Here is a 24,955-nt window from a genome sequence, read left to right on the forward strand (position 1 = left end):
AGCTATTATTCCATAATAGCTACTAGAGGAAGCGTAAATCTGAGCATGTAGTGATAAGGACTGAGCGAATATTGCTCCGTTTTTCTTATTAAGCAGTTGATGCTTTTGCTTTTTCCATCCAATCTTTTCCTTCTAATTGTCTTGTAACAAGCATACTTGAAACTGTGTCACCTGTAACATTAACCATTGTGGCTGGTGGATCGACAACGACACCGATGGCCGATATAATTGGTAAAGCCTCCATAGGTAGTCCGTATAAGGTAATAATCATCATCTCACCCATAAAACCACCACCAGGAATACCACTCATAACAATTCCTGATAACAAACAGATACCGATTGCTGTTAAGAATGTATCTATACCTGTAAAGTCCTTATTAAAAACACCAAAGACAAAGGAAATTTTTAACATCGCAGAAAGGCATGAACCATCCATATGTATAGTTGCTCCTAGGGGAAGTATAGTCTCCCTAATATCTTTTGGTACGCCAATTCGTTTAGCTGCCTGTAAATTCACAGGAAGCGATGCAATACTACTACCAGTACCTAAAGAGGTAGCTGCAGGGGATAAAATGTTCTTCCAAAATCGAACGGTTCCTTTTTTGCCACCAGCTATAAAGGCGTATAGTGTAAAGCCAATTACAAAATAAAGGAAGGAAACCGGATAATATATAATGACAGCTTTTGCATAGTCACCAATCAGGTCTGCTCCAAATTCACCAACTAAAGCAGCGAAATAAGCGCCTAAACCAATAGGAGCATAATACATGACTAATTGTATAATTTTCATAAATACTTCAGAGCCACTTGTTAAGAATTTCGAGAATGGGCGACCTTTTTCTCCTGTAATACCGGTTGCTACGCCGATTAAAACAGAAAATATAATGAGTGCAAGCATGTTTTCACGAGAAAATAAATCTACAAAATCAGGTACGGTAAATGTATTGACGATCTGTTCAGAAAAACTCATTTCTTCTACATTATCTGGCTCCATAAGTGGAATATCAACACCTGAACCAGGCTGGAAAATTACTGAGGCTGTAAGCATAAATATTGATGCGATGATACCAGTAACAATAAATATTGTAAGCATAGAACCCATGATTTTCCCGAGCCGTTTCATACTATCCATGCTGGCAATCGCAGATGATATGGTAAAGAAAACGAGTGGAACAACAATCATAAATAATAAATTAATGAATAAGTCACCCAATGGTTTAATTACCGTTGCCTCTTTACCAAATGCAAGACCAATAATAGAACCTATAATGATCGATGATAGTAAAATAATGGGAAAACGATAGGCCTTCAATTTGTTCCTCATGTTACTCAGTCCCTTTCGTATATAATAAAGATAACTACTTTATCCCGTGTATAACTGGCAGTAGGTCCCTAAAGTGAAACCCAATATGATAAGTGAGGGATCGTCGACTGCCAGTAAATGTCCGATTAGTTCAAAGGCCTTTAGGTCATACCCTTGTGGTACTAACTATCAGTGTGGGATAAAGAAAAACCCCACGGATTGAAGTTTCACTTTTTATTTTACACGAAAAGCAACCGCAACAAAAGGAAATCGGTGGCTGGACAATAAAGATACACCCCGCCTTACACATAAGTACGTAAAGGGGGTGTATAATTAGATGAGATATGGATTAAGTAAATCGATAGCTTGCTGAAGTTTTTTGCTGTTTTTTTCGTAAAGTTGTTTCGCATGTTGATTCTCAGTTGCTAATGCAAAAAGCTCGAGGTCAGCTTGACATTTTTTCATGGTTGCCATAAGTAAAGGTTTTTCTGACGGCTCCGTCACAGCAAGCAAATCGTCATATAAATCAAGGTATAGCTGTCCGTCATTATCCGCTTGCGCCAGAAATACATTTTCTATACTAACATTTTGTTTATCAAGTTCAGTCTCCAACCAGTTGACACTTAAGGATAAGTTGGCAAGAGGTTCTAACAACATTTCACCATCCATAATAACCGTTTGAGGTTCTTTTTCAGGCGCCAGCTTTAATCCTAAATCTTTTGCTGTTAGAGGTTGGTTTTCTTTTTTAGGAAGAACACTTAAAGAACCGGACGGTTCAAGTACAGCAAATTCAACATCAGATGCAAGAAAAACATTATTATCCCTTAATTTCTCTAAAAGATCATCTGTCGAATATCCTTCCTTTTTAAGATTATCTTCCATAATTTTTCCATCCTGAATCAAAACAGTGCTGCTTCCCTCTGTGAAGTTCCGAAATCGTTTACTTTTTAAAGAAATATACTCTACAGTTAATGGTACGATAAACCAAATAAACATGGACAGTATAGCATAAATTAAGTTTGCGTTTGGATCAATCGTGTGGATGGCAACTATTCCTCCAAGTACGATACCGGAAATATATTCAAACACATTTAATTGTGAGATTTGTTTCTTCCCAAGCCATTTCGTCATAAAAAACAAAATGATCAGTAGAGAAAATGACCGTATGATCACAATAACCCATTCTGGCATCGGTTATCTATCCTTTCTTATTACAGATTACTTGTATTGTGGCTCTTCTTTCGTAAGTTGAATAACGTGCTGTTGCAAATCTCTTTTTATTTCAGTTATTAACTGCTCTACTTGAAGGTATCTTTGCTGTGCCTCTTGTTCCGTTGTTTTTTCTGATAATAGATGCAATGTAGCCTCTATACTTTTTATAGAAGAAAAACAGCCTTTCACCTGAGAACCTACTGTCATTCAATACCCTCCTAACCTTTTGGTTTGAAAATTATGGCACCGATAACACCAAAAATAATTGCAGCTGAAATACCAGCGCTTGTTACTTCAAACATCCCAGTTACAACTCCAACTAGACCGTGGATTTCTGCTTCTGCCATTGCTCCATGTACCAGTGAATTCCCAAAGCTTGTAATTGGTACAGTAGCCCCTGCACCAGCAAAGTCGATTAATGGTTCATAGAGTCCAAAACCGTCTAAAATTGCCCCGGATACAACCAATATAGTCAATGTTTGCCCTGGATTTAGTTTTAGAACATCGAGTAAGAGTTGACCAACTACACAAATTAGACCTCCGATTACAAATGCCCAAAAAAAGATCATGAAACATCACTTCCTGCTTCTATTGATACTGCATGCGCAATACAAGGTATTGGATCATTTTGTTGGATACTTAGTGGTGAATGAAGCGCACCAGTTGCTACAACTAATATGCGTTTAATTTCACCCTTCTTCATTAAATTAAGAAAATGACCATACGTTACAATGGCTGAGCAAGCAGGGCCACTAGCTCCAGCTAGAACGGGTTGACCTTCCCGATAAATGGTTAATCCACAGTCAACATATTGGTCTTCATGGATGGTTACGCCTCTTTTCTGCAATAAGTCCAAGGAGACTTCTCTACCGATATGTCCTAAGTCACCAGTAATAATATAATCATAGTAGGAGGGGTCGATGTTCCGTTCTTTAAGATGTGTTTCAATTGTATTTACTGCTGCTGGTGCCATGGCTCCACCCATATTAAACGGGTCTGTCATTTCCATATCAACAATTTTTCCTATAGTTGCGGAAGTAACAACTGGACCTTGACCATGTTGCGCGAGTAATGCACATCCCGCTCCTGTAACTGTCCATTGAGCAGTTGGCGGTTTTTGTCCTCCATATTCGGTAGGGTATCGGTATTGTTTTTCTGCAGCTGCATTATGACTTGAAGTTCCGCTTAAGATATAGTTTGCTCCTTTGGCATTTATGATCATAGCTGATAATGCAAGGCTCTCCATAGAGGTAGCACAGGCGTTAAAAATTCCCAAGTAAGGAATGCCGATCGTTTTTGCAGCAAAGCTACTAGGTGTAATTTGGTTTATCAAATCACCACTAATAAAAAATTCAACTTGTTCTTTTTCGATTTTGCTCTTTTTGATAGCCATTTGACAAGCTTCTTCCATTAATGCTTGTTGTGCTTTCTCAAAGGAATCTTGCTTTAGCCACATATCTTCATGTAGTAAATCAAAGTCATTCGCTATATTACCATTTGCTTCGAACGGTCCGCCGACCGTTCCAGTAGCAATAATGACAGGAGTATTAGCAAACACCCATGTTTGGTGTCCAGTCAGCATTATAATCCACCCCACTGAATGAGAATGGTTTTGATGAGGGCAATTACAAATGCAGAAAAGACACCATAGACAATAACCGGTCCAGCTAATTTCAGCATGTTCGTACCTACTCCTAGGATAAATCCTTCAGTTCGGTGCTCAATTGCTGCTGAAATAACAGCGTTACCAAACCCTGTAACGGGTACGGCAGAACCAGCCCCAGCAAATTGACCAATTCGATCATAAAATCCAAATCCAGTAAACAACATCGTAATAAAGATCAGAGTTGCTACAGTGGGATTTCCTGCAGTTTGTTCCGTGAAATGAAAGTAATAGATATAAAAAGTGGAAATGATTTGACCTATAAAGCAAATGATTCCACCTACTAAAAAGGCTTTTACACAATTTTTTAATATGGGTCTTTTCACTTCCCTCTCTTGTTGGAAAGCTTGATATTCCTGAGCATCAGGCGGTGTATTTTTTTTCGTTTTATCTGCCATTCATTATCCCTCATTTCCTCATGTCTGCTCTTTGGAGAATTCAATAAGCTTTTTCAATTTCTTTTCCAGCTTTTTCTTACTATAGGATTTGGATTGAATAGATTTCTCTAATATTTCTAATTCCATAACAATTTTCTTATCTGTCGAAAGCTCGACTTTTAAGTCTTTAAATTCCTTTTTCATCTGTTTGGTTAGTTGTTCTCTTATCTTTCCCAGTTGAAATCGTTTACCATGCTGTATTTCTATCGCAATTAGCATATGTTTATCTGTATTAACTGCCTTTACTGTAGTTATTTCCTGGTAGTGACTAAGTATTTCTTTCGCTCTGTTTGCATGATGTTGACTTACAGATGAATTTGTCGATATTTTTGTTAAATCTATGTCTCCATTCGGTTGATTGGTCGGTGGCTCTAAAGCAGAGTCATTACCACAACCAATTAATGTAATTAGTAAGAAACTTATCATTAAATTTCTAGCCCATCTCCATTGCATTTAATCACCCATTTCATTTATCGAGCTAAAAAGGGAGGCTGGTAATTCCAGCCTCGAAATAGTTAATTTCTTCTTAAAACCCTTTATATTGAGGCTCTTCCTGTTCTATTTGCTTCACTCTAGGCTCTACACTTTGTAAGATAGCCATTGTTTGTTGTGCAGCATTTTCATATAGCTGTTTTGCTTGCTTGTTTTCAGTTTGTAGTGCAAATTGTTCAAAACTGGCTTGGGCACTTTTAAGACCTGCTATGGTTTGTTTAACTTGGCTTGATACAGTCATACAGATCCTCCTTTGTGATATCATCATTAGTTAGAATGAGGATTTCTAGAGGTAAATATACGATGGATATTTTTCCTATTATAACCAGTTATGAAAAATTATTAAAAATTGAAACATTATTAAGGGGTAAATCGTCTTATATGTAAGAGGTTTTGTGGGAGGATTTCATGTGAAGAAAATCATTGTTATTTTATTGATGATTGGTATTTTTTTACTCTTACTTATTTATAGCGACTTTAGGAATGCAAATGCAAAATTAGTGGAGGATATAACAGTGAGTAAAGAGATGGATGATTTTATTTTACATATACGAATTGAAAACACACAAGAAGGAATAGAAGTTTTTCGATCATTACAGTATATTGGAAATGAGGAGGTAGTTGTACATCATCAGTCCCCCTTAATATCTGTATCTATGGATCATAAAAATCATGATTTTACTGGTAGTCCTGTAAATAGAACGCTTAAAAGCGGAAATGTATACATACCTCAAGATCCAGATATATTTCCGATACCAAGAAGTGAAAAAATGACAAATATATATTTTGAAGCACGTTTTAAAGTCAATGGAGAGTGGAAAGTGATTGATCATGTTGAAGAACTTCATTTTAACTAGAGACTGGAACAAAATAATTTTATTTACTTAAATAGGTTCTATCATTGCTCCATCAGTATACAACCTTCCTGGGGCTCACCTACAGTTGGCGCCTTTCCCCGTGGGATAAGGAAGACTTCGACAGCGATACATCGCAGAAAAAGCGCTCTTCTTTAAAAATCTACGTATTTTTGACTGCGCTTCATATTAATATTTATTCGAACTATTTTAGTTTCGTTCCACACCCTAGTTATATACATAAAGTGAAACTACAATCAGTGGAGCTTGTTCCCTCCACTGATAGGAACCAATCGGACATGTACTGGCAGTCGATCCCTCACTTATCATATTGGGTTTCACTTTAGGGACCTGCTGCTAGTTATATGCGGGATAAATGAAGCTCATTGTTTGTTTACATTTTTCATTTTCAAGAATGGAGCAACATCCATTCGAATCGGGTTTGAAAATTTTCTCACCATTTGTTCTGTCCATGTATCTTTGCGCTTATTCTGCGTCCGTATCTGATAATAATCGTGAAGCTCTTGATCGAACTGTTGAATAAAAGGAAGCTGTTTTTCTATCTGTAAGTAAGTATTATGATGGTAAACGGCTTCGTATGGTAATCTTGGCTTTAATTCAGGCTCTTGGTCTGGATATCCAACGGCTAATCCGAACAATGGTATTACTCTTGGAGGTAGCCTCAATAAATCGTTTACTTTTTGAACGTCATTGCGTAAGCTTCCAAGAAAGCAGATTCCTAAGCCCAGGCCTTCGGCAGTAATTGCCGCATTTTGTGCAGCAAGCGCTGCATCAATTGTCATGACAATAAATTGTTCAGAGCTTTCCAAGCTTTTCTGCATAGCCAGCCTTTCTTCATTGCTACCAATTTGCTCCACGCGATGTAGATCACCACAAAAGACAAATAGGTGTCCATTATCTTTTACGTAGGGTTGTCCAGAGATTTCTGCTAGTTGTTCTTTTATGCTTTCATCAGTGATGCCAATTATCGTATAAGCCATAACATGACTAGAGGTGGATGCTTGCTGTGCGGCTGTCACAATTGTTTGAATTTGTTCTTCTGAAAGTTTTTGGTTTTTAAACTTACGAATAGACCGATGACTCATGATTGTGTCGATTGCTGATATTGTCATTATCATTCTCCTTTATTACTGTGAATTAATTTCTAAAGTGATGGTACTCATTGATAGATCATCTAAGGTAGTTTGTTTTATTAGCTCTGGTTCTTGAAAATCAGGTTTTAAAACAGATAAGGTTTGATTATCTTCTCATTTAGCATTTTTTAATGGTCATATAAAAGGAAGAATATCTTCACCACTAGTATTTGCTAATGATACTATTTCCCAGCTTTCAACGTCAATAACTACGATATTTGATACTGGAAGAGGAGGTGTATCCCGTTGAAATACAAACAGGTCTGTGAATGAATAGTCACAGCCTTTGCTAAATCGGATATAAGGTATGCTTTATGGTTCATAGCTGGATTAAAAATTAAATAAGAGCACAAATCGTTGGTACAAGAAAATTCGAGCAGGTAGATTGGTTTTGCTAAATCAGTGAGCGGAATCCATTTTCTCCATAGCTGATTTTGGGTCGCTAGATGTATGTAAATATGATCTTAATATCGGGACCAATTGAAGATTAATGGTTATTTTCTCATTCTTTAAGTAAAGCTCTATAAATTCTTCTACATCTTTATTACTATTTCTTCCAAGAATGCGGCTCCGTTATTTTCTTGGTTTATTCCAGCATCTGCTCTTTCAATAACAGGTTTGTCATCGCTACATGAGGTAAGTAAAAGCATTAATAGGAACAATATACCCTTCTTCATAAGAACACACCTCACCTGTTTTTTACCATTATACAATAAAGTGAAACTTCAATCCGGGGGGGGGTTCACCTCAGATTGTTAGTACCACAAGGGTATGAGCTAAAGGCCCTTGAACCAATCGGACATTTACTGGCAGTCGATCCACACTTCCCCAAATTGGTTTCACTTTGTTTCTTGAAATGGGGATCTTACTGCCAGTTATATGTGGGGTAAACAATCAAAAAGTATATATAAGTTCAATCAAGACGATTTTTATTTCTTTGCTTTACATGCTGGATATATTGTTTTGGAATTGTGCGTGCTTCACAGATCGTAGGCTATATCAAAAAATTACTATTTTTGGTACACTAGCTTTATATAAAGGGATAAGGGGAGAAATGTATGGTGAAGCCTAGAAATCCTATTATGGTGGATGAAGCAATTAACAAAGTAATGAGACATAAATGGGAAGCTGAGACGGAACTTGTCTCACTTGAAAATTGTGACCTTCGTCGGCTTGCAGCACCATTTATTGCAACACATAATATACCCTTCTTTCATAAATCTCCTTATGACGGTTTTGCTATTAGAGCAGAGGATACGAAATATTCTACAGATGAAGATCCGGTTGTTTTTGAAGTTATCGACTATATTGGAGCTGGACAATTACCCAGAAATGAATTAGGTGAAGGACAGGCAACAAGGATTATGACTGGTGCAAAAATCCCGCAGGGAGCTAATTGTGTTGTTATGCTTGAAGATTGCTACACCTATCAAAAAGACGGTATTCATTATATGGAATTAGCCAAAAAAATGGAAGAAAATCAAAATATTATTAAAGAAGGCTCTGAATTAGCTAAAGGAACTTTGCTAGTAGATCGAGGAGCAATCATCAATCCAGGTATAAAAGCTTTATTGGCAACGTTTGGGTATCATCAAGTGGAAGTGATAAAAAAACCACTTATTGGTGTTATTGCGACAGGGACGGAACTTCTTGAGCCAGATGAAGACCTGGAAAGTGGAAAAATATATAATTCGAATGCATATATGATATTATCACAAATCAAACGAGCTGGGGGAGATCCTAGCTATTATGGAAAGCTTGATGATGATGTTACTTCCAGTTATTCGCGAATCAAGCGTGTACTTCAAGAAGTAGACATTTTAATCACGACAGGTGGTGTATCCGTTGGTGATTTTGATCTTATGCCAGAGCTTTATAACATGCTAGGTGCAACTACCTTATTTAATAAAGTAGCGATGAGGCCAGGAAGTGTAACAACGGTAGCGGTGAGGGGAAAGAAACTTTTATTTGGACTATCTGGTAATCCATCTGCATGTTACGTAGGTTTTGAATTATTTGTGCGACCAATGATTAGAGGGATAATGCATCAAAAAAATGTTTGTATGAAACGTGTCAAAGCAAAACTAGATGATGATTTTCCAAAAATGAATCCATATACTCGATATGTGAGAGGACAACTAAGCTATCAGGGTAGAGAACTATATGTACAACTTGCTGGGATAGATCATTCAAATGTGGTATCTTCACTAGCGTATACTACATGTCTGATAGAAATACCGGGCGGAAAAGAAAAATACGAAAAAGGCGATGAACTAGAAGTTCTATTATTGGAAGACATGGAGGGTCAAGCGAATTTTCGTTAATATAAAGGGGGGAGGCAATGTCGTGATTAATTATGGAGGATCGATTTGGAAGACCACTTAAAGATGTAAGGATTTCAGTAACGGATCAATGCAATTTACGCTGCACATATTGTATACCAAAAGGAATTTTTGGTGAAAACTAAAAATTTCTATCAACGACTGAATTATTATCATTTGATGAATTTGTATTGATTGATAGTAGAGCGATTTGCACGAATTACGGTGGGGAACCGCTGTTTTTCCTGCGTAATTTGGCTGACAATATTATTGCGAGCACTCGGGAAACAGTTTTACAATTTCGGTTATGCCCGGTGGAGTGAAAAGAATTGTCTCAAATGATCCTAGAACATTATCTAGGAACATCACGGAACGTCCAAGTGATTGAGATCTGATGCAATGAAATAAACGCATTTATGAAAAATTCCACAAACGAGTTGCAACAGCTTGTATATTATTTAAATGAATCAGAATGGATAGGCTGAAAATTAATTCCTTAATATACTATACGAGGAGTGGTATCGTTGAAAACTTTTAAACTAAAATTATTAAATGTGATGGAAGAAAAGGATGGAGAAATCATTCCACATCGGATTCCATTGATAGATGGTTTAATTATTAATCGGGAAGATGATAAAAACCAATGGACAGTAGAGGCTTACGTTGAAAGCTCATACATGCCATATTTTGAACAATTAAGTAAAAATAAAGATGAGATATTAATTCAGGTTAAAATTACAAAAGAAAGTAATGATACAGCGACATTTATCACTTCTATCATAGGTATGAATGAGATCGGCTCAAACATGAATGTGTTATTTTTAGGTAATATTGTAGATAGAAGAAAGGCAAATATTGAATCAATGCTAACTACGTTAATTGAAGAAGGATATCAAGGTAAAGAACTATTAAAGAAATTTAAAGAAATTACGTGATAAAAGTTAATCAAGCATTGGTGAAGTTTTAAAATTTGCGAAAATTCGGGTCGCGAACTTTTTTGAATGAAATAGGCGCATTTATCTACAGCGCCTGCTATAATATGAATAGGATTTTTAGTACATATGGATGTAAACACCAGAGCAAACAAGGAGTAATTACATATGCAATACCAAAAGACGACAGCGATTCGCTGGGCAAATAGGCTGTCACCAGTTCAAATCTTATTATTATTTTATTTTTTTGCCGTGTTACTATCAACGGTCATTATGTCCTTACCAATCGTTTATAAAGATGGAGTAGATATTCCGTTTATTGATATTCTATTTACAGCCGTCAGTGCACTTAGTGTCACTGGTTTGAGTTCCATTACAGTTGCAGATACGTTAAGCACTACGGGAATTATTTTACTCGCAGCAATTCTACAGCTAGGTGCTGTAGGAGTTATGGCGATTGGGACATTCATTTGGCTTTTACTAGGAAAAAAAATTGGTTTGAAAGAACGTCGATTAATTATGACAGACCAAAATCAAACGACATTTGAAGGAATGGTTCGTTTGATTAAGCAAATTGTTTATGTACTGTTAACGATTGAATTTATTGGATTTATTGTATTAGGAACGTATTTTTTACAATATTTTGATACAGCTAAAGAAGCGTATCTTCATGGGTTCTTTGGTACGATAAGCGCCGTATCAAATGGTGGATTTGATATAACGGGTTCGTCACTAATTCCATTTAAAGACGATTATTTTGTACAATTTATTAATATGCTATTAATTATTTTTGGGGCGATTGGTTTTCCTGTATTAATCGAGGTAAAAGAATACATATTTGCTAAGCCAGATATACGAAAACATATTCGTTTTAGCTTATTTACAAAAGTTACTACCACCACATTTCTTATCCTTATTATTATTGGTGCTTTTTTCATGTATCTATTGGATATTACTAATTTTTTCGTCGATAAATCATGGCATGAAGCATTCTTTTATTCGCTTTTTCAGTCAGTAACGACAAGAAGTGGTGGACTAGCAACAATGGATGTCAGCCAACTTACGGAGCAGAACCATTTATTTATGTCTTTATTAATGTTTATTGGTGCCTCACCAAGCAGTGCTGGAGGAGGCATACGTACAACTACATTTATTTTAGTTGTAATTTTTATCATTACATACGCTAGAGGCGGGAAGAGTATTCGTCTATTTAACAGAGAAGTGTATGATGAAGATTTACTAAAAGCTGTTACCGTAACTTTAATGGCACTAATTTTAGTATTTACATCTGTACTGGTTATTTCAATTGCTGAACCATTTTCAATAACACAAATTATGTTTGAAGCAACATCTGCTTTTGGTACAGTAGGTCTTTCACTAGGTATTACAAGTGAATTAACTTCATTTAGTAAGGTTGTTCTAATGATTTTAATGTTTATCGGCAGAGTAGGTATCATTACATTTTTATTTATGTTTAAAAATAATAAAAACAGTGGTAATTATCATTACCCGAAAGAAAAATTAATTATTGGATAAGTTGTCAGTTGGGAGAGAATGATATATGTCTAAGCAGAAGCGTTTTTTGCCAATCCCTCATCGTATTTTAGTTAATTTACAAGAAGCTATCCTAATTACGAACAAGAGTGGAATAATCTTAGCCGGAAATGACGCTGCTTATACGTTACTTAAAATAGAATCGGATATTTAGCATTTTATGATGAGCTAACGGACTTACCTAATAGACATTATTTTCAAAAGTACTGAATGAAGCAATTGAGCGAGCTACCAGCCGAAACGAAGTTTTGGCAATCTACTCCTTTGATTTGGACTACATTAAAGAGCTTAATGATACACTGGGTTATTCTGTAGGTGATAAATTAATTAAAGCAAGTGGAGAAAGATTAAAGGGGTTTATTGAAGCAAACACATTTATAGCTCGCCTAAGTGGCGATATGTTTCTCGTTTTACAATATGGAATAGATACGAAGGCATCCATTAATAAATTTGCAGAACGATTAATCCATTGCTTTCAAGACCCAGTAAAAATAAATGATTGTGAAATCTATACTTCAATAAGCATCGGCATTAGTCTTTTCCCTCAAAATGGGCTTACTGCTGATGACTTAATTAAACACGCTAACTCCGCATTGCTTTCAATAAAAGATACATATCGTAATTGCTATAAATTATTTGAAACCTCTATCTCTGAAAAGTTCAAGTCACTTCTTACTATGGAAAATCAACTGAGAAAAGCGATAATTGGCGGCCAATTTGAGTTGTATTATCAACCGCAAGTCGATTTTACATCTTCACGAATTATCGGAGTGGAAGCATTACTGCGATGGCGACACCCTGAAAAAGGTTATATATCCCCACGTGATTTTATTTCGATTGCAGAAAAAACGGGCATCATTATAGATATAGGTGAGTGGGTTCTCCATGAAGCATGTAGGCAAAACAAAAAATGGCAGGATGAAGGACTTACACCTATTGTTGTAAGTGTGAATCTATCTGCCGTGCAACTTCACCAAAAAGGGTTTGTGGGAAAAATCAAAAAAATCCTAAATGAGACAAACTTAGATGCAAAATATCTAGAATTAGAAATAACGGAATCCATGGCAATGAAAAATGAACAATCGATATTGGATATTTTGCAAGAACTTAGATCAGAGGGGATTTTAGTTGCTATTGATGATTTTGGGACAGGTTATTCCTCATTAAAATCTTTAAGCTTATTTCCAATAACTAAATTAAAGATTGATAAAATGTTTATGAATAAACAAGATGAGAATCGACTGATTGTGAAATCAATTATTCAACTATCGCATTCTTTAAATATGAAAGTTATTGCTGAAGGTGTTGAAACGAAAGAACAGTTTACCTTTCTTCAACAAGAGAAGTGTGATGAAATGCAGGGGTATTTTTTTAGCAGGCCAGTACCTGCCTATCAATTAAAAGAAATGCTTCTTAACGATAATTAAAAGAACAACAGCTTGCGCCAAGAGAAGAAAGATGGCACAAGCTGTTGTTTTGGTTTAGCAATAAAATGCAGCACCTACGATAATCAATAGAATAAAAAGCACTACGATTAATGCAAAGTTGCTACCATATCCTCCACTAGGATAGCCGCAGCCTCCGCCATATCCGTAACCCATTATTTCACCTCCGATCTTACAGTTACACTATATGCGATCGCGGAGAAAATGGTTTGGACTTTTACCTAGTTATAACGGATTTCTAATAGTAATAAGTCCGATCTATCCCCAATATAACTGGCAGTAAGCCCTCTGGGGGATAAACAAAACTCCCGCTGATTGAAGTTTAACTTTATTCCTTTGTTTCTGTTGCTGTAATACTAGTAATTTTAATTTGATCATTTTCATATTTTGTAGTAAACGTATAGGCATAAGATGTTTTGCTAGCTTTTTCTTCCTCTTTAGATCTTTTTTCAATGGTGACGGAAGCTTCAATTTGAACTTGATTATTGTCTGCTATAGTGCTTTTTAATTCTGAAAATTTCACGTTTATAAAATCAATATAACCCTCTCGAAATTGCGCGTAGGAGGACTTAGATTGCATCTCACTACTTAATAGTGCGTAAGCATTAACGTAATCTCTAATTTCAATACTCTCAAGGAAATAATTAACTAAATACTCTGCATCCTCTTGAATCTGATCGGGGTCTTTAGAACTAATAATATCTGATGTGCTTGCAAAATCCAGTTTATCCGTTTGAGCTTCGTGTGACCATTGGTCCATTTCATCAATTACTTCAGTGATTGGGATACTAAATCCTATCGTGCCGTCTTTAGTTCCAACTGAATTAATCCCAACAACATGACCTGTTTTTCTGTCAATTAATGGACCGCCACTATTCCCATCTGTAATTTGAGCAGATATTTGATATACATTATTATAATTAAATCCATCCACCGTAAAATTACGTTCTTTTCCAGAAATAATACCTAATGTAACAGTATTTTGAAAACCGTGTGGACTACCTAATGCAATAACTTCATCACCTATTTCAGAAGGCGATTCTTTTTCGACTTCCATATATTGACCTGCAAGCTGTGGAACACGAATGACAGCAATATCTGTATCTTCACCAATCCCAACAACCGCAGCTGGATAAATTTGCGCATTGGCAGTACGAACATAGATTACATCAGCATCTTTAATTACATGGGCGTTGGTAATAATGTCCCCACTTTTATTATATACGAATCCTGAGCCTGTAATGGTACTATCTTCATTTTGTCCCTCAATCTGAATTACATTTTTTTCAGCTTCATGAATGATTGATTTTAAATCTAAATCTTGATTACTTGTAGTTACTTTATTTATGACAGGATTACTAATCGACATATCTTCGCTTTGCCATTTTTGGTAAATAAATATCATAGCTATGATACCAATAATAAGTACAAGACCTGATAGAAGATATGTCGAATACTTTAGTTTCGGCACTGCATTGTTCACCTCGCTTGAATGAGCCTCTTAATTAATCGGTATACCAAGTTATTTTCTCAACATCCGTTTCTACATCTTTGGCTTTATAGTCGATATCAAAATGAGTGAATTCAAAGTTTCCGGACTCATCTGGATATAATTCATCAGGATATACGTAAACGCCATTTGTTAATAACTCATGCCCATCCTTAGTTTGAAGTCTATACTTAACCATGATGGAATTAACAGGGATTGTTGCCACACTCTTAACCTTCCCTTTAACTACAAGATTACCTTGATCATCACTAGTGGTTTTTATGGATACTAATTCAACCGCATCATTTTCATTTACTTGCTGTTCTTTCGTAGCAGAGGTCATAGCTTGTTCGATTCTTTTTTGCTGGGCCGTTTCAAAACTCACCTGCTCCTTATCAATCGTTGTCTGTAAACTTGTTAATTTCTCTGACTTAGGAGCATATTTTAAGCCATCCTCAACAATTAATTTCGCATCATTAAATTGTTTTTTATTTAATTGCTCATTGGCCCTTGTGTACGTATAATTAATTATTTGGTCTCTAATATCTTTTGTAATTGGTTCAGCTTCCTCAGTGTCGATAGAAGCAGCGTCCCAAAGTAATATTTTTAATTGATCAATATTCGGTTCCTTTTTTAAAGATTCTGTTACTTGCTTTAATTTAACAGCATTTCGATTAGCTGCAATCTCGTCAATTAATTGGTTTATCGCAGGCCCATCAAAGTCTTTTAGCGTGTTTTCTGTATTATTGATAAGATCGAGCGCTGCCTGATATTTTTTTTCTTTAAGAAACTGCGTTGACTCTTCTAATGAAGCTCTTATGGATAACGCATGATCCATAAATTCAAGTGAATGCTGTGCTTGATTAAAATTATGCTTATAGTCAATCGCTTTCTGAAAGAGCTCTTTAGCTTCTTGATATTCCGCATTTAGAACCTTCTCTTCACCCTTATTGTATAAGTCCTTTGCTTTAGCAGTTCGAATTTCTAACGTAACATAGAGTAAGACGATAGAAAGCAATACACAGCCTGTGACAATCGCTGGTAGCTTCCAAAATTGCTTGCCTACTTTCTTTTTCACCCGGTTAAACCTATCTTCTGGTAGTTTCTTGCCACATTTAATACAATAGCTCTCATCTTCTTTAATTGATGTACCACAGTACGGACAATGGAGCATTTAAATCACCTGCTTTTATATGAAACAGCTTCTGTTTTCATTTAATTAGTAATAGCATTATTTTATCATATTTTGACTTTTCTTAGGTAATAGAAATTGGTATGATAAAGTGGAAGTATTCCAATAATAAGATTAACTAAGTTATGTTACATAGGAGCTTTTTGGAGGAGGTGCGGTACATATGGAAATCGATATGGGAGCTGTCTTCGGTATTATTTGTTTTGTTATTATTCTGTTAAATATTGGTTACTGTATCTTTGATGCAGAAAAATAAGTAATTAATGGAAACTTCAAAAAAGATCAGACGAATCGTCTGATCTTTTCCCATACACTACGTTATATTATTATTTATCTGGTTAAGGACCATTGATCGAAAGGGAAAATGATAAATTCAGAGCGGCCTATAATTTCATTTTCTTCGATTAATCCCAAGCCATTTCGGCTATCCTTACTTATTGCTCTATTGTCTCCCATAACAAAATAGTTTCCTTCAGGTATTTCCACTGGTCCATAATTACCTGACTGACGTTGTGCTTCTTCATTTAAAAAATTTTGTTCGTATTTATCACCATTAATATAAAGGTTACTTCCATTAATTTCAATTGTCTCGCCAGGAAGTCCAATAATACGTTTCACATAATTTTTTAATGGTCTTTCGATAATAACAATGTCCCCGCGTTCTGGTTCATCAAGAATATAGATTATTTTATTAAAGATTACTCTTTCACCGTTTTGGAGAGTGGGGTCCATGCTTTCACCTTCAACAATAGACGTTGCAAAAATAAACGTTCTTAAAAAGAAAGCAATTAAAATTGCAATAATGATTGCCTTAACCCATTCCAACCATTCATTTTTCTTTTTTGTTTCTGCCACCGAAGACATCCTTTCCAGAAAACATTACACTTATTATAGTAGCATAGTGGACAAAACTAAGCGAGTAAGAGAATCTCTACAAATAAAATAGCTTGTGTTATATAGCAAGAAAAACTTGTCAAATTCTGTAATGCTATGCTACAGTAAAATAAACCAAAAGGAGGAGGTATCACTGCGATCATAATGAGTACAACAGACAATCTTCTTAAAAGAATTGAATTTCTGCGTAATAAAATGACGGAGGTTGCATTGGAAAAAGGGTTTACCAATCTTGAATCAGTTGCGCTTAGTCAAGAATTGGATAGGCTCTTAAATCTTTATGAGAGCATGAAACACCCTGATGCACATGAAAAATAGAAATTATAATGATGTAATTATAGGAACGGTTTATAAATACGTCTGAATAAAATCCTCCAATCTATCCAGTCCTTTTTGTAAGGTCTTTAATTGATATGCATAGGAAATGCGCATATATCCTTCTCCTAGTTTAGAAAAGCTATTACCTGGTACTAGCGCAACCTTACCTTTTCTTACTAGGTCCAATCCTAATTGGAATGAGCTTATTTCTTTTATCGGAAATTTTGGGAAGAAATAAAATGCTCCTTCAGGCCTCTGGACACTAAGCCCCATGTTGTTCAATCTCTCTTGTACATAATCTCTTCGCTGCTGATAAGCAGATCGCATTTCGCTTGAATCGTCTATTCCATATGTTAAAGCCTCTAATGCAGCATACTGGCTAATGGAAGAAGCGCAGGAGACATTATATTGATGAACCTTTAGCATCTCCGAAGCGATCCAATCGGGTGCTAATACGTAACCAATTCGAAACCCAGTCATGGAGTGGGATTTTGATAACCCATTAATAACAATGGTTTTATCTCTTATCTCGGAAAATCTAGCTATGGAAATATGTTGGCTGTCATATACTAATTCACTATATATTTCGTCTGCTAATACAAACAGTTCTTTATCTTTCAGTATGGAGACAAGTTGTTGCAATTCTTCTGTTGAGAATGAAGCCCCAGTTGGATTAGAAGGATAGGGCAAAACAATACATTTTGTTTTTTTTGTTATATGCTTAACAAGCATATCTTTAGTAACTTTAAAGCCTGTTTTAGTTGTATCCATATAAACCGGACTTGCTCCAGCTAAGCGGATTAACGGTTCATATCCAGGGTAAATTGGTCCAGGGAGTAATACCTCATCTCCTGGATTCAATATGGTACGAAAAGCAATATCAATCGCCTGAGATGCACCTGTTGTAACAATGACTTCATTTTCAGGATTATAGCTAATCGCGTACTGCTTTTGATTAAACACAGCTATGGCTCGACGAAGTTCAATAATACCTGCATTATGTGTATAGGTTGTTTTGTTTTTATGTAAGGAATTTACCGCTGCCTCCTTAACGTGATCGGGTGTATGGAAATCTGGTTGTCCAATGGTTAACGATACAATATCTTTTTCATCTGCTACCATATTAAAAAATTTACGAATCCCTGATATTTCTATTTCTTTTACATTTTTATTAAGTAGATGTTGCATAAAATTACCTCCAAGGTGAATTAATTAAATTGTTAAAAAATATTTAAAAATTTGTGATCTAGTTTACAAGAATTTACGGTATACTCTTGTTGACAGTATAAAAGGAGTGTATCACATGCGACCAAAAACGTTAAATTTTGAGCAGTTAGTTAAACAAAATAAACAAGAATTACTAGACGATAAGAAAAGCATTTCTCAGATAGAAACTAGATTAGAAATGAAACAGATGAAATTAGTCCAAAACAAGAGGAAAAAAGCTTGATCTCTATTATGTCTAGGTAAAAGAGACTGAGACAAAAGAATGAAGAGAAATAATTAAAAACGAACGATAAGGTACCGACTCCCTGAAGTTAGAGTAAAAAATCTAATTTCAGGGGGCGTTTTTGTGGCTAAATAGCGGAAAGAGCGTATATTTTCACGGTGCGGCGATGATTCTCCTATTGATCATATGATTATTCGTATTTTGAGTAAAGAAGTTGTGTTTTGTCCCAGCCTCTTTTATGATGTACCAGTTTTTCGTAAAAGGTTGACCGCCTTAGGTTGGTTATTTAACTGAATAAAAAGAACAGCCCCCAAAATACAAGCCATCCCAATCGATTGGATGATAGAAAACGTCTCTTGAAATATTAATATACCTATCAATGTAGCTACAACTGGCTCAACTGTTGATAAAATAGATGCTTTGGAAGCTTCTGTGTGGTTAAGTCCATGTGTATAAATAATATAAGCGAAAGCAGTAGGTAAAAAGCCTAATCCAAGTGTGTAGAAAATCACCTCGGGGTACATGAGTAATTCCCATTTTTCCTTGTAAGGAAATAGAGGTGATAATGCAATTGCAGCTATGATGAACGTATAAGTAGTTATGCTGAGACTAGAGTATTTTCGAAGTGCAAACTTGCTAAATATACTATATAAGGAGTAGCCAAATCCAGCACCTAAACCAAAAATAATTGCACTTAGAGATACAGCATTTAGATTAAATGGTATGACTTCTACTACGAGACAAGTTCCAATTAATGTCGTTAGAAGAGCCATAAGCTTCCCTTTCGTAATGGGCTCTTTGAAAAATAAAAAGGATAATATCATTACAAATGCAGGGGCGGTGTATAATAATGCTGTAGCCACAGGAATGGTACTTAATTCAATCGCTGTAAATAGGCAAAAATTAAAGAAAGTAATGCTTAAAATACCAGTTCCAAGGAAATACCTTATATCTTTCAAGGATTTAAGCTTTAGTTTGTTTCGGAAAAAAAATAATAAGTAAAGAAAGAGCAATAGGGCTGTTGACCATGCTCGTAAAATTACTACCTCCATAGGTGTGAAGCCAAACGAATAGAGGTTTTTAACATACCAACTGATTGTCCCCCATAAAGCAGCACCGGTGATAATATATAAATATGCTTTTTTCAAATACAAATCACCCCTCTATAGTTGTCAATTTAGCCCATTATATCAAATTTAATAAATGTTCTGTGAGAATTTTGTGTAGAAGGTAATTTCTTAGGGATGAATAAGGATGTATAGTTAAAAGAAGAATAGGATAGAATGCTACTAATCTATGGAAAGAAGAAAGGGACGATACAATGTTCATCCTTTATATAGAGTATGATATGCATCGATTGCAATCAATAATAGGGGAGGGTAGCTATTTGTTACTATTCCTGATCGTTCTAGGAATAGGAATTTTATATCGTTTCGTAAACATATTTATTCAGTGGAATATGCGGAAACGTACATATATGCTTCTGTCGTACATCGGAATTAGTTTAGGTGTTTTTACAGTATGTTTTAGTATTCTTATGACTACAGGTACATTAGACAAATCTACATATGCATATTTATCACTACTATTACGAGCGTTATCCATTTTTGGTATTGTGCTAATCTTGTTCTCGGCAGGAAAACGATTATTTTCACATAAATAAAGCAGTAGAGGATTGCCGCTACTACTTGAAAAGGGTGTATAAAGCGTATAACTGACTTGTATTTGTATGGAATAGGATATTATGAGGCTAAATATTATTTCTAATTTCGGTGTGATTTACTTGGCGGCCATTCCATTTTACCCAATGAAGAAGGAGTGAAATATGTAGAAGCAGAAGAGTGTTTCTTTTCATAGTTTCTTTTCTTATTTTCCGGCTTCCAATTAATATAACGATAAATGACTTTTTTCGCTTGTGATAATGACATTTTCGCTTGAGGGTTCCGATAATTTTCGTCTAATGATCCAAGGTGCTCTAAATTCTTAAAGTCTTTTTTGGTTGGCGGAATATGGAAATAATAGTTAGCTACTTTAACAAGAAGCGTTGAATGTTGATTACTAAATTTAGGCTGTTTAGAAAAATGAAGTCCGACTTTATTAGCTCGTTTTTCAGAGAGTAAGCGACTTATAGTTTCTTTTTTTATATCGTAGAGGTGTTTCGGGTCAGGAGCTGTTTTAGCATGCCGATTAATCGTATAAAGTGCTTTTGCAAGTTCTTCTAGTTGTTGTTTGTCTGTCATAGTTAGGCTCCTCCTTTGCTCCCGTTCTTAAATAGCTTGTCTATATCCTATCGCAAAGCATATCTTGTTGCAAGAGTGATAGCTAATCATTTAACAACAGAAACGAGCAGAACTTATCTGCTCGTTATTACGTTATTTCAAATCTTGAATCGTTGGAACGATTTTTTTCACTTCATCTGGCTTTCTTCCATCAAATCGATAAATAAAGTCACCATCTGGAGAAATGATGTAGAAATAAACGCTATGCATGACCTGATCAGAGTCTGCTGGTATTTCTAGAGGTGCTTTAAATGATTTAATAGAAAACTCTTTGATTTTGTCAAATTCATAACCGGTTAGGAAATCCCAGTTATCAAAAGATGCACCCCTGGACTCTCCAAATTCCTTTAATTTTTCTGGCGTATCATTATCTGGATCTACACTGAACGAAACAAGACGAACATCATCTAAGCCAGCTTCTTTTAGTTGGGTTTGTAGATTAGCCATATTGGATGTCATTGGGGGACAAACCGTCTCACAATTTGTGAAAATAAAATCCGCAATCCAAAAGTCACCATCTAACTCACTTTTGGAGACATTTTCACCATCTTGGTTCGTGAATGAAAAGTCCTTTACTTCAACAGAGTAGTCGCCTTGATATTTATTTCCGCAAGCAGCTAATAATAATAATAAAAACACTAAGGGTAAAATGAATTTACACGTTGTCCGCATATGTAAAACCTCCATACGTGTTTGAAATCCCATTAAGTGTAGCATGGAAAGCCCTAAAATACCATGTATAAATTGTTAACAAAATACTGAAATAGTGATAGTGTGTGTTTTATTAGGTATTTTGTTTCTGCGCTAACATATAATTAGTTGACATTAATAAATAGCCTGAAGGTTAACTATGATGTTCAAGGGTATAGAGGTGAATCTCTGGTTTACATAAAAATCGATAGGGCAGTCTAGTAGTTCCGATTCCGCTATTTACAAATAATAAAAGCTTATCATCATTTAACGAATATTTTCCTTGCACATATTTTTCAGCATATGCAGGTGTATAGAGGTGACCAATAAATGGCAATCTTACTTGTCCACCATGACTATGCCCAGATAATTGGACATCTACAGGGTAATTCACGGCTTGATCAGCAAAATCAGGTTCATGAGCAAGTAATATGGTAAAAAGTTCAGGATTAGCTTCAGTAAGTGTTGATTGTAAGTCTGGTTTGCCAAGCATAACATCATCAATCCCTGCTAGTGTCAATTGCGCTCCGTTAACGTCGATTGTTGTGTGATTGTTTTGTAAAAGATGAAAACCAGCATTTTCCATTACTTTCATCACTATCTCTGTCCCATATCCCCCATGGTCATGGTTTCCGTAGATCCAATATTTTCCTTTAGGAGCGGTTAATTTACTTAAAATATTTACAATTTTATCATCCCATTGAAAGGTGTTGGGCTCATCCACAAGGTCACCAGTAAATACTATTAAATCAGGTTCTAGTCCATTGATTTTGAGAACAAGTTCATGGAGTTGTTCTAATGTGTAATGAAATCCAATATGAGTATCTGAAAATTGAATGATTTTAAAATCCTGAAATGCAGGGTTTATTTTTTTAGATGAGATTCTGTTTTTATTTATGTGAAGAAGTATAGGCTCAATTTCTTTTGCATAATAGTATGTTCCGCCGCTTAGCCCTAGTAACGCAAGGAAACTACCAAGCGCTTTTTTTAAAAATGATCTTCTGTTCATTGGTTACAAACCTTTCTCGACATGCATTAGAACAAAATTATAACACGAATAGTGAAAAATTGAATTAGCCACACTTTTTATCGGAATAGTCAGTTAATTACTTGACATTTGATTCATAAGAACATACGATAAAATGGATAGGTATTAAACCGTTTAAATAATGAAAAATGAGCTACTGTATTTGTTTTAGGAACTGTTGTTATTGGGAGGAGAGCATATTCACATAGAAAGAAGTGTCCGCCATAATAAGGCAGACACTCCTAATCTCGGTAGCGTTTAAGGACAGGAATCACAATCTTCTTGAAAGGGTGTATGAAGACCTTCCATTTGAATGGTGCAATGCGATATATGAAACTGGTCTTTTAATACCTGATTTGCTTGTTTAAGTAAGTCATCACGATGGATAGAATCATCAACAACTACATGACAACTCAACGCTGGAAACTCAGAGGTAATTGACCAAACATGTAAATCATGCACATCTTTTATTCCTTGTAACTTTAATAATGCTGTTTTAATTTCTTTTACATCTATATGCACGGGCTTTCCTTCCATTAATATATGGATAGATTCCTTGGTCACTCTGAAACCTGAAATTAAGATTAAAATGGCGACGATTACACTAGCTATTGGATCGGCAATATTCCAACCGAAAAGCAGTATGAGTATACCTGCTACGATGGCTCCAACTGAACCTAAGAGATCACCTAAAACATGAAGTAATGCACTTTTAATGTTAAGGTTATCTTCTGAGTCTCCGCGCATCAGCATCCAAGCTACAATGATATTAACGATAAACCCAATTACGGCAATAATCATCATATTGGCACTGACATTTGGCGGATCCATAAAACGATGAAAAGCTTCATAGAAAATATAGAGGGAAATAAGCACCAATGTTATGCCATTAATAAACGCTGCGATGATTTCAAATCTACGATAACCATATGTTTTTGAAGTAGTCGCTTGTCGCTCGCCAATTTTAAATGCTAAAAGACTTAATCCTAATGCAGCTGCATCACTCAACATATGTCCAGCATCTGATAGTAAAGCAAGACTATTTGTTAGCAAACCTCCAACTGCTTCAATTATCATAAACGCCGTAATCATGATGAAGCTCCAGAATAGTACCCTCTTGTTACTTGTATGATGATGGTGACCATGGTGATGGTCATGATCATGTCCCATAATCAAGCCTCCTATCGTGTATGTTTACTGTGCTCAATAGTTTGTTCTAATAAATTCATAACGTGATAATCATCGGGAGAATAATAATACATGGTCTTTTCTCGTCGGTTTTTAACTAGTCTTAGCTGTTTAAGATACTTTAACTGATGTGAAATGGTAGATTGATTCATTTTTAGGCAATCTGCGATCTCACTGACAGAACACTCTTTATGGAAGAGTAAATGTAAGATTTTAATACGAGTTGGATCAGATAAAGCTTTAAACGTTTGTGAAACAGCATCGATTAATTGTTCATCAATTGGATTATAATCCATTTTTTCTCTCTCCAATACTATATGATCATATGTTCATATTATAACTTTTATAAGTTGCTTTTGCAAACCAAAATTAGCTTGTTTCGTTTTTCTTATTTCTACACTATGGTAAAATATAGAATGTAGTTTGGTGGGTTAATAAAATGGATACGAAACTGTACCTTCTATGAAAGTATGATAAGGGGTGATGTGATGAGTATGTTGCAAGATAAGCAATTAACTGATCTATCTGTTGGTGATGTGATGATTTCTTCCGAGAAGGTTGCACATGTACAAGTAAATAATCCATTAGAGCATGCTTTGCTTGTATTGGTAAAGTCTGGATATTCCGCAGTTCCGGTTCTTGATGCATCTTATAAATTAATTGGAACAATAGCTAAAACCAATATATTAAATCAAATATTAGGGCTTGAACGTTTTGAGTTTGAGCGGCTTTCTGACATCCTTGTTAAGGATGTTTTAAATGAAGAAATACCTTGCTTATCAAAAGAAGATTCGTTACTTAAAGGCTTAAATACAGTTATTAACCATCCTTTTGTCTGTGTGGCTGATAGTGATGGATATTTTGATGGGATTCTAACAAGAAGAGCCATTTTAAAGCAAGTTAAAAAAGACATTTATACACAAAAATCATGAGAAGATGCTGGGACGAAACTAAAATAGTTAACACCCAAAAACGGAACAATAAAAATTTAAGTGTTTATACGAAACGCAGGCAAAATAAGTAGACTCCTTGAAAAAGCGAAGTATTTTGCTAGAGCGATG

At 35.4% G+C, this 24,955-nt stretch carries 29 protein-coding genes and 2 pseudogenes; 10 read left to right on the forward strand and 21 right to left on the reverse strand.

The window, feature by feature from the left end; all coding sequences use genetic code 11:
- Positions 1-88 precede the first annotated feature (88 nt).
- From ABDZ84_RS19630 to ABDZ84_RS19665, 8 genes are all read right to left on the reverse strand, one after another.
- Positions 89-1,324 (reverse strand): dicarboxylate/amino acid:cation symporter, encoded by a 1,236-nt coding sequence (locus ABDZ84_RS19630; protein WP_026680715.1) that lies wholly within the window; start codon positions 1,322-1,324, stop codon positions 89-91.
- A gap of 312 nt (positions 1,325-1,636) precedes the next feature.
- Positions 1,637-2,494 carry a DUF421 domain-containing protein gene (locus ABDZ84_RS19635; protein WP_166530398.1) on the reverse strand — a complete coding sequence of 286 codons (858 nt, stop codon included), beginning with the start codon at positions 2,492-2,494 and terminating at the stop codon, positions 1,637-1,639.
- Between the two features lie 27 nt (positions 2,495-2,521).
- Positions 2,522-2,722, reverse strand: coding sequence for a DUF1657 domain-containing protein (locus ABDZ84_RS19640; protein ID WP_026680717.1), 201 nt, complete (start codon positions 2,720-2,722; stop codon positions 2,522-2,524).
- A gap of 11 nt (positions 2,723-2,733) precedes the next feature.
- Positions 2,734-3,084, reverse strand: coding sequence for a stage V sporulation protein AE (spoVAE, locus tag ABDZ84_RS19645; RefSeq protein ID WP_026680718.1), 351 nt, complete (start codon positions 3,082-3,084; stop codon positions 2,734-2,736).
- Positions 3,081-4,097 (reverse strand): stage V sporulation protein AD, encoded by a 1,017-nt coding sequence (gene spoVAD / locus ABDZ84_RS19650; RefSeq protein WP_121605023.1) that lies wholly within the window; start codon positions 4,095-4,097, stop codon positions 3,081-3,083. The genes spoVAE and spoVAD overlap by 4 nt, the downstream gene beginning before the upstream one ends.
- Entirely contained in the window at positions 4,097-4,576 is a 480-nt protein-coding gene (spoVAC, locus tag ABDZ84_RS19655; RefSeq protein ID WP_026680720.1) for a stage V sporulation protein AC, read from the reverse strand. The genes spoVAD and spoVAC overlap by 1 nt, the downstream gene beginning before the upstream one ends.
- Before the next feature lie 18 nt (positions 4,577-4,594).
- Positions 4,595-5,068, reverse strand: coding sequence for a hypothetical protein (locus tag ABDZ84_RS19660; protein WP_205388495.1), 474 nt, complete (start codon positions 5,066-5,068; stop codon positions 4,595-4,597).
- 73 nt (positions 5,069-5,141) lie between these two features.
- Positions 5,142-5,348, reverse strand: a complete 207-nt coding sequence (locus ABDZ84_RS19665; protein ID WP_026680721.1) for a DUF1657 domain-containing protein — start codon at positions 5,346-5,348, stop codon at positions 5,142-5,144.
- 169 nt (positions 5,349-5,517) lie between these two features.
- Here ABDZ84_RS19665 and ABDZ84_RS19670 point away from each other — a divergent pair, with 169 nt between their 5' ends.
- Positions 5,518-5,964 (forward strand): hypothetical protein, encoded by a 447-nt coding sequence (locus tag ABDZ84_RS19670; protein WP_026680722.1) that lies wholly within the window; start codon positions 5,518-5,520, stop codon positions 5,962-5,964.
- Between the two features lie 380 nt (positions 5,965-6,344).
- Here the strand turns inward: ABDZ84_RS19670 and nfsA are convergent, their stop codons facing one another.
- Both nfsA and ABDZ84_RS19680 read right to left on the reverse strand, forming a co-directional pair.
- On the reverse strand, positions 6,345-7,094 hold the full coding sequence (nfsA, locus tag ABDZ84_RS19675) for an oxygen-insensitive NADPH nitroreductase (RefSeq protein WP_026680723.1): 750 nt from the start codon (positions 7,092-7,094) through the stop codon (positions 6,345-6,347).
- Between the two features lie 554 nt (positions 7,095-7,648).
- Entirely contained in the window at positions 7,649-7,792 is a 144-nt protein-coding gene (locus ABDZ84_RS19680; protein ID WP_161629267.1) for a hypothetical protein, read from the reverse strand.
- Positions 7,793-8,173: 381 nt separating this feature from the next.
- Between ABDZ84_RS19680 and ABDZ84_RS19685 the strand changes: the two genes are divergently transcribed.
- From ABDZ84_RS19685 to ABDZ84_RS19705, 5 genes and pseudogenes are all read left to right on the forward strand, one after another.
- Positions 8,174-9,439 carry a molybdopterin molybdotransferase MoeA gene (locus ABDZ84_RS19685; protein ID WP_343782736.1) on the forward strand — a complete coding sequence of 422 codons (1,266 nt, stop codon included), beginning with the start codon at positions 8,174-8,176 and terminating at the stop codon, positions 9,437-9,439.
- Positions 9,440-9,951: 512 nt separating this feature from the next.
- Positions 9,952-10,371, forward strand: coding sequence for a YwpF family protein (locus ABDZ84_RS19690; protein WP_309299804.1), 420 nt, complete (start codon positions 9,952-9,954; stop codon positions 10,369-10,371).
- Positions 10,372-10,536: 165 nt separating this feature from the next.
- Positions 10,537-11,904: a TrkH family potassium uptake protein gene (locus ABDZ84_RS19695; protein WP_051388302.1), complete on the forward strand. Its 1,368-nt coding sequence runs from the start codon at positions 10,537-10,539 to the stop codon at positions 11,902-11,904.
- A gap of 25 nt (positions 11,905-11,929) precedes the next feature.
- A complete protein-coding gene (locus ABDZ84_RS19700) occupies positions 11,930-12,076 on the forward strand; it encodes a hypothetical protein (RefSeq protein WP_161629268.1) in 147 nt (48 codons plus the stop codon).
- Between the two features lie 49 nt (positions 12,077-12,125).
- Positions 12,126-13,349, forward strand: a pseudogene (locus ABDZ84_RS19705) (putative bifunctional diguanylate cyclase/phosphodiesterase); the annotation flags it as partial.
- 54 nt (positions 13,350-13,403) lie between these two features.
- Here ABDZ84_RS19705 and ABDZ84_RS19710 read toward each other — a convergent pair.
- The 4 genes and pseudogenes from ABDZ84_RS19710 to lepB form a co-directional block, all read right to left on the reverse strand.
- Positions 13,404-13,487: pseudogene (locus ABDZ84_RS19710) on the reverse strand (YjcZ family sporulation protein); the annotation flags it as partial.
- Between the two features lie 208 nt (positions 13,488-13,695).
- Complete coding sequence (locus ABDZ84_RS19715) at positions 13,696-14,838, reverse strand: S1C family serine protease (protein ID WP_026680728.1); 1,143 nt, start codon at positions 14,836-14,838, stop codon at positions 13,696-13,698.
- Between the two features lie 34 nt (positions 14,839-14,872).
- Positions 14,873-16,030, reverse strand: a complete 1,158-nt coding sequence (locus tag ABDZ84_RS19720; protein ID WP_026680729.1) for a zinc-ribbon domain-containing protein — start codon at positions 16,028-16,030, stop codon at positions 14,873-14,875.
- A 348-nt stretch (positions 16,031-16,378) separates the two neighbouring features.
- Positions 16,379-16,903 (reverse strand): signal peptidase I, encoded by a 525-nt coding sequence (gene lepB / locus ABDZ84_RS19725; protein ID WP_026680730.1) that lies wholly within the window; start codon positions 16,901-16,903, stop codon positions 16,379-16,381.
- A 183-nt stretch (positions 16,904-17,086) separates the two neighbouring features.
- Between lepB and ABDZ84_RS19730 the strand changes: the two genes are divergently transcribed.
- Complete coding sequence (locus tag ABDZ84_RS19730; RefSeq protein WP_080668659.1) at positions 17,087-17,260, forward strand: aspartyl-phosphate phosphatase Spo0E family protein; 174 nt, start codon at positions 17,087-17,089, stop codon at positions 17,258-17,260.
- A 30-nt stretch (positions 17,261-17,290) separates the two neighbouring features.
- Here the strand turns inward: ABDZ84_RS19730 and ABDZ84_RS19735 are convergent, their stop codons facing one another.
- Positions 17,291-18,448, reverse strand: coding sequence for an aminotransferase A (locus ABDZ84_RS19735; RefSeq protein ID WP_026680732.1), 1,158 nt, complete (start codon positions 18,446-18,448; stop codon positions 17,291-17,293).
- A gap of 115 nt (positions 18,449-18,563) precedes the next feature.
- On the opposite strand from ABDZ84_RS19735, the gene ABDZ84_RS19740 reads away from it, so the two are divergent.
- Complete coding sequence (locus ABDZ84_RS19740) at positions 18,564-18,710, forward strand: FbpB family small basic protein (RefSeq protein WP_080668660.1); 147 nt, start codon at positions 18,564-18,566, stop codon at positions 18,708-18,710.
- A 236-nt stretch (positions 18,711-18,946) separates the two neighbouring features.
- Here the strand turns inward: ABDZ84_RS19740 and ABDZ84_RS19745 are convergent, their stop codons facing one another.
- Positions 18,947-19,858 (reverse strand): DMT family transporter, encoded by a 912-nt coding sequence (locus ABDZ84_RS19745; protein ID WP_026680733.1) that lies wholly within the window; start codon positions 19,856-19,858, stop codon positions 18,947-18,949.
- A 239-nt stretch (positions 19,859-20,097) separates the two neighbouring features.
- Between ABDZ84_RS19745 and ABDZ84_RS19750 the strand changes: the two genes are divergently transcribed.
- Positions 20,098-20,373: a hypothetical protein gene (locus tag ABDZ84_RS19750; RefSeq protein ID WP_121605026.1), complete on the forward strand. Its 276-nt coding sequence runs from the start codon at positions 20,098-20,100 to the stop codon at positions 20,371-20,373.
- 100 nt (positions 20,374-20,473) lie between these two features.
- Here ABDZ84_RS19750 and ABDZ84_RS19755 read toward each other — a convergent pair whose 3' ends face one another.
- The 5 genes from ABDZ84_RS19755 to ABDZ84_RS19775 all read right to left on the reverse strand — a co-directional run bounded on the left by ABDZ84_RS19755 (position 20,474) and on the right by ABDZ84_RS19775 (position 24,190).
- Positions 20,474-20,950: a YkyB family protein gene (locus ABDZ84_RS19755; RefSeq protein WP_026680735.1), complete on the reverse strand. Its 477-nt coding sequence runs from the start codon at positions 20,948-20,950 to the stop codon at positions 20,474-20,476.
- Positions 20,951-21,082: 132 nt separating this feature from the next.
- On the reverse strand, positions 21,083-21,661 hold the full coding sequence (locus ABDZ84_RS19760) for an SCO family protein (RefSeq protein WP_026680736.1): 579 nt from the start codon (positions 21,659-21,661) through the stop codon (positions 21,083-21,085).
- 172 nt (positions 21,662-21,833) lie between these two features.
- Entirely contained in the window at positions 21,834-22,688 is an 855-nt protein-coding gene (locus tag ABDZ84_RS19765; protein WP_343782743.1) for a metallophosphoesterase, read from the reverse strand.
- Positions 22,689-22,964: 276 nt separating this feature from the next.
- Positions 22,965-23,876, reverse strand: coding sequence for a cation diffusion facilitator family transporter (locus ABDZ84_RS19770; RefSeq protein WP_026680738.1), 912 nt, complete (start codon positions 23,874-23,876; stop codon positions 22,965-22,967).
- Between the two features lie 11 nt (positions 23,877-23,887).
- Positions 23,888-24,190: an ArsR/SmtB family transcription factor gene (locus ABDZ84_RS19775; RefSeq protein WP_026680739.1), complete on the reverse strand. Its 303-nt coding sequence runs from the start codon at positions 24,188-24,190 to the stop codon at positions 23,888-23,890.
- Between the two features lie 192 nt (positions 24,191-24,382).
- On the opposite strand from ABDZ84_RS19775, the gene cbpB reads away from it, so the two are divergent.
- Entirely contained in the window at positions 24,383-24,826 is a 444-nt protein-coding gene (gene cbpB / locus ABDZ84_RS19780; RefSeq protein ID WP_026680740.1) for a cyclic-di-AMP-binding protein CbpB, read from the forward strand.
- Positions 24,827-24,955 lie beyond the last annotated feature (129 nt).

This window comes from Virgibacillus salarius, assembly GCF_039521925.1.
GTDB classification, from domain to species: domain Bacteria; phylum Bacillota; class Bacilli; order Bacillales; family Amphibacillaceae; genus Virgibacillus; species Virgibacillus salarius.

Excerpts from the sequence above, each read along its gene's own strand:
- ABDZ84_RS19630 (WP_026680715.1), bottom strand. The coding sequence starts at position 1,324 with ATGAGGAACAAATTGAAGGCCTATCGTTTTCCCATTATTTTACTATCA.
- ABDZ84_RS19635 (WP_166530398.1), bottom strand. The coding sequence starts at position 2,494 with ATGCCAGAATGGGTTATTGTGATCATACGGTCATTTTCTCTACTGATC.
- ABDZ84_RS19640 (WP_026680717.1), bottom strand. The coding sequence starts at position 2,722 with ATGACAGTAGGTTCTCAGGTGAAAGGCTGTTTTTCTTCTATAAAAAGT.
- spoVAE (WP_026680718.1), bottom strand. The coding sequence starts at position 3,084 with ATGATCTTTTTTTGGGCATTTGTAATCGGAGGTCTAATTTGTGTAGTT.
- spoVAD (WP_121605023.1), bottom strand. The coding sequence starts at position 4,097 with ATGCTGACTGGACACCAAACATGGGTGTTTGCTAATACTCCTGTCATT.
- spoVAC (WP_026680720.1), bottom strand. The coding sequence starts at position 4,576 with ATGGCAGATAAAACGAAAAAAAATACACCGCCTGATGCTCAGGAATAT.
- ABDZ84_RS19660 (WP_205388495.1), bottom strand. The coding sequence starts at position 5,068 with ATGCAATGGAGATGGGCTAGAAATTTAATGATAAGTTTCTTACTAATT.
- ABDZ84_RS19665 (WP_026680721.1), bottom strand. The coding sequence starts at position 5,348 with ATGACTGTATCAAGCCAAGTTAAACAAACCATAGCAGGTCTTAAAAGT.
- nfsA (WP_026680723.1), bottom strand. The coding sequence starts at position 7,094 with ATGACAATATCAGCAATCGACACAATCATGAGTCATCGGTCTATTCGT.
- ABDZ84_RS19680 (WP_161629267.1), bottom strand. The coding sequence starts at position 7,792 with ATGAAGAAGGGTATATTGTTCCTATTAATGCTTTTACTTACCTCATGT.
- ABDZ84_RS19685 (WP_343782736.1), top strand. The coding sequence starts at position 8,174 with ATGGTGAAGCCTAGAAATCCTATTATGGTGGATGAAGCAATTAACAAA.
- ABDZ84_RS19695 (WP_051388302.1), top strand. The coding sequence starts at position 10,537 with ATGCAATACCAAAAGACGACAGCGATTCGCTGGGCAAATAGGCTGTCA.
- ABDZ84_RS19700 (WP_161629268.1), top strand. The coding sequence starts at position 11,930 with ATGTCTAAGCAGAAGCGTTTTTTGCCAATCCCTCATCGTATTTTAGTT.
- ABDZ84_RS19720 (WP_026680729.1), bottom strand. The coding sequence starts at position 16,030 with ATGCTCCATTGTCCGTACTGTGGTACATCAATTAAAGAAGATGAGAGC.
- ABDZ84_RS19730 (WP_080668659.1), top strand. The coding sequence starts at position 17,087 with ATGAGTACAACAGACAATCTTCTTAAAAGAATTGAATTTCTGCGTAAT.
- ABDZ84_RS19735 (WP_026680732.1), bottom strand. The coding sequence starts at position 18,448 with ATGCAACATCTACTTAATAAAAATGTAAAAGAAATAGAAATATCAGGG.
- ABDZ84_RS19740 (WP_080668660.1), top strand. The coding sequence starts at position 18,564 with ATGCGACCAAAAACGTTAAATTTTGAGCAGTTAGTTAAACAAAATAAA.
- ABDZ84_RS19755 (WP_026680735.1), bottom strand. The coding sequence starts at position 20,950 with ATGACAGACAAACAACAACTAGAAGAACTTGCAAAAGCACTTTATACG.
- ABDZ84_RS19760 (WP_026680736.1), bottom strand. The coding sequence starts at position 21,661 with ATGCGGACAACGTGTAAATTCATTTTACCCTTAGTGTTTTTATTATTA.
- ABDZ84_RS19765 (WP_343782743.1), bottom strand. The coding sequence starts at position 22,688 with ATGAACAGAAGATCATTTTTAAAAAAAGCGCTTGGTAGTTTCCTTGCG.
- ABDZ84_RS19770 (WP_026680738.1), bottom strand. The coding sequence starts at position 23,876 with ATGGGACATGATCATGACCATCACCATGGTCACCATCATCATACAAGT.
- ABDZ84_RS19775 (WP_026680739.1), bottom strand. The coding sequence starts at position 24,190 with ATGGATTATAATCCAATTGATGAACAATTAATCGATGCTGTTTCACAA.
- cbpB (WP_026680740.1), top strand. The coding sequence starts at position 24,383 with ATGAGTATGTTGCAAGATAAGCAATTAACTGATCTATCTGTTGGTGAT.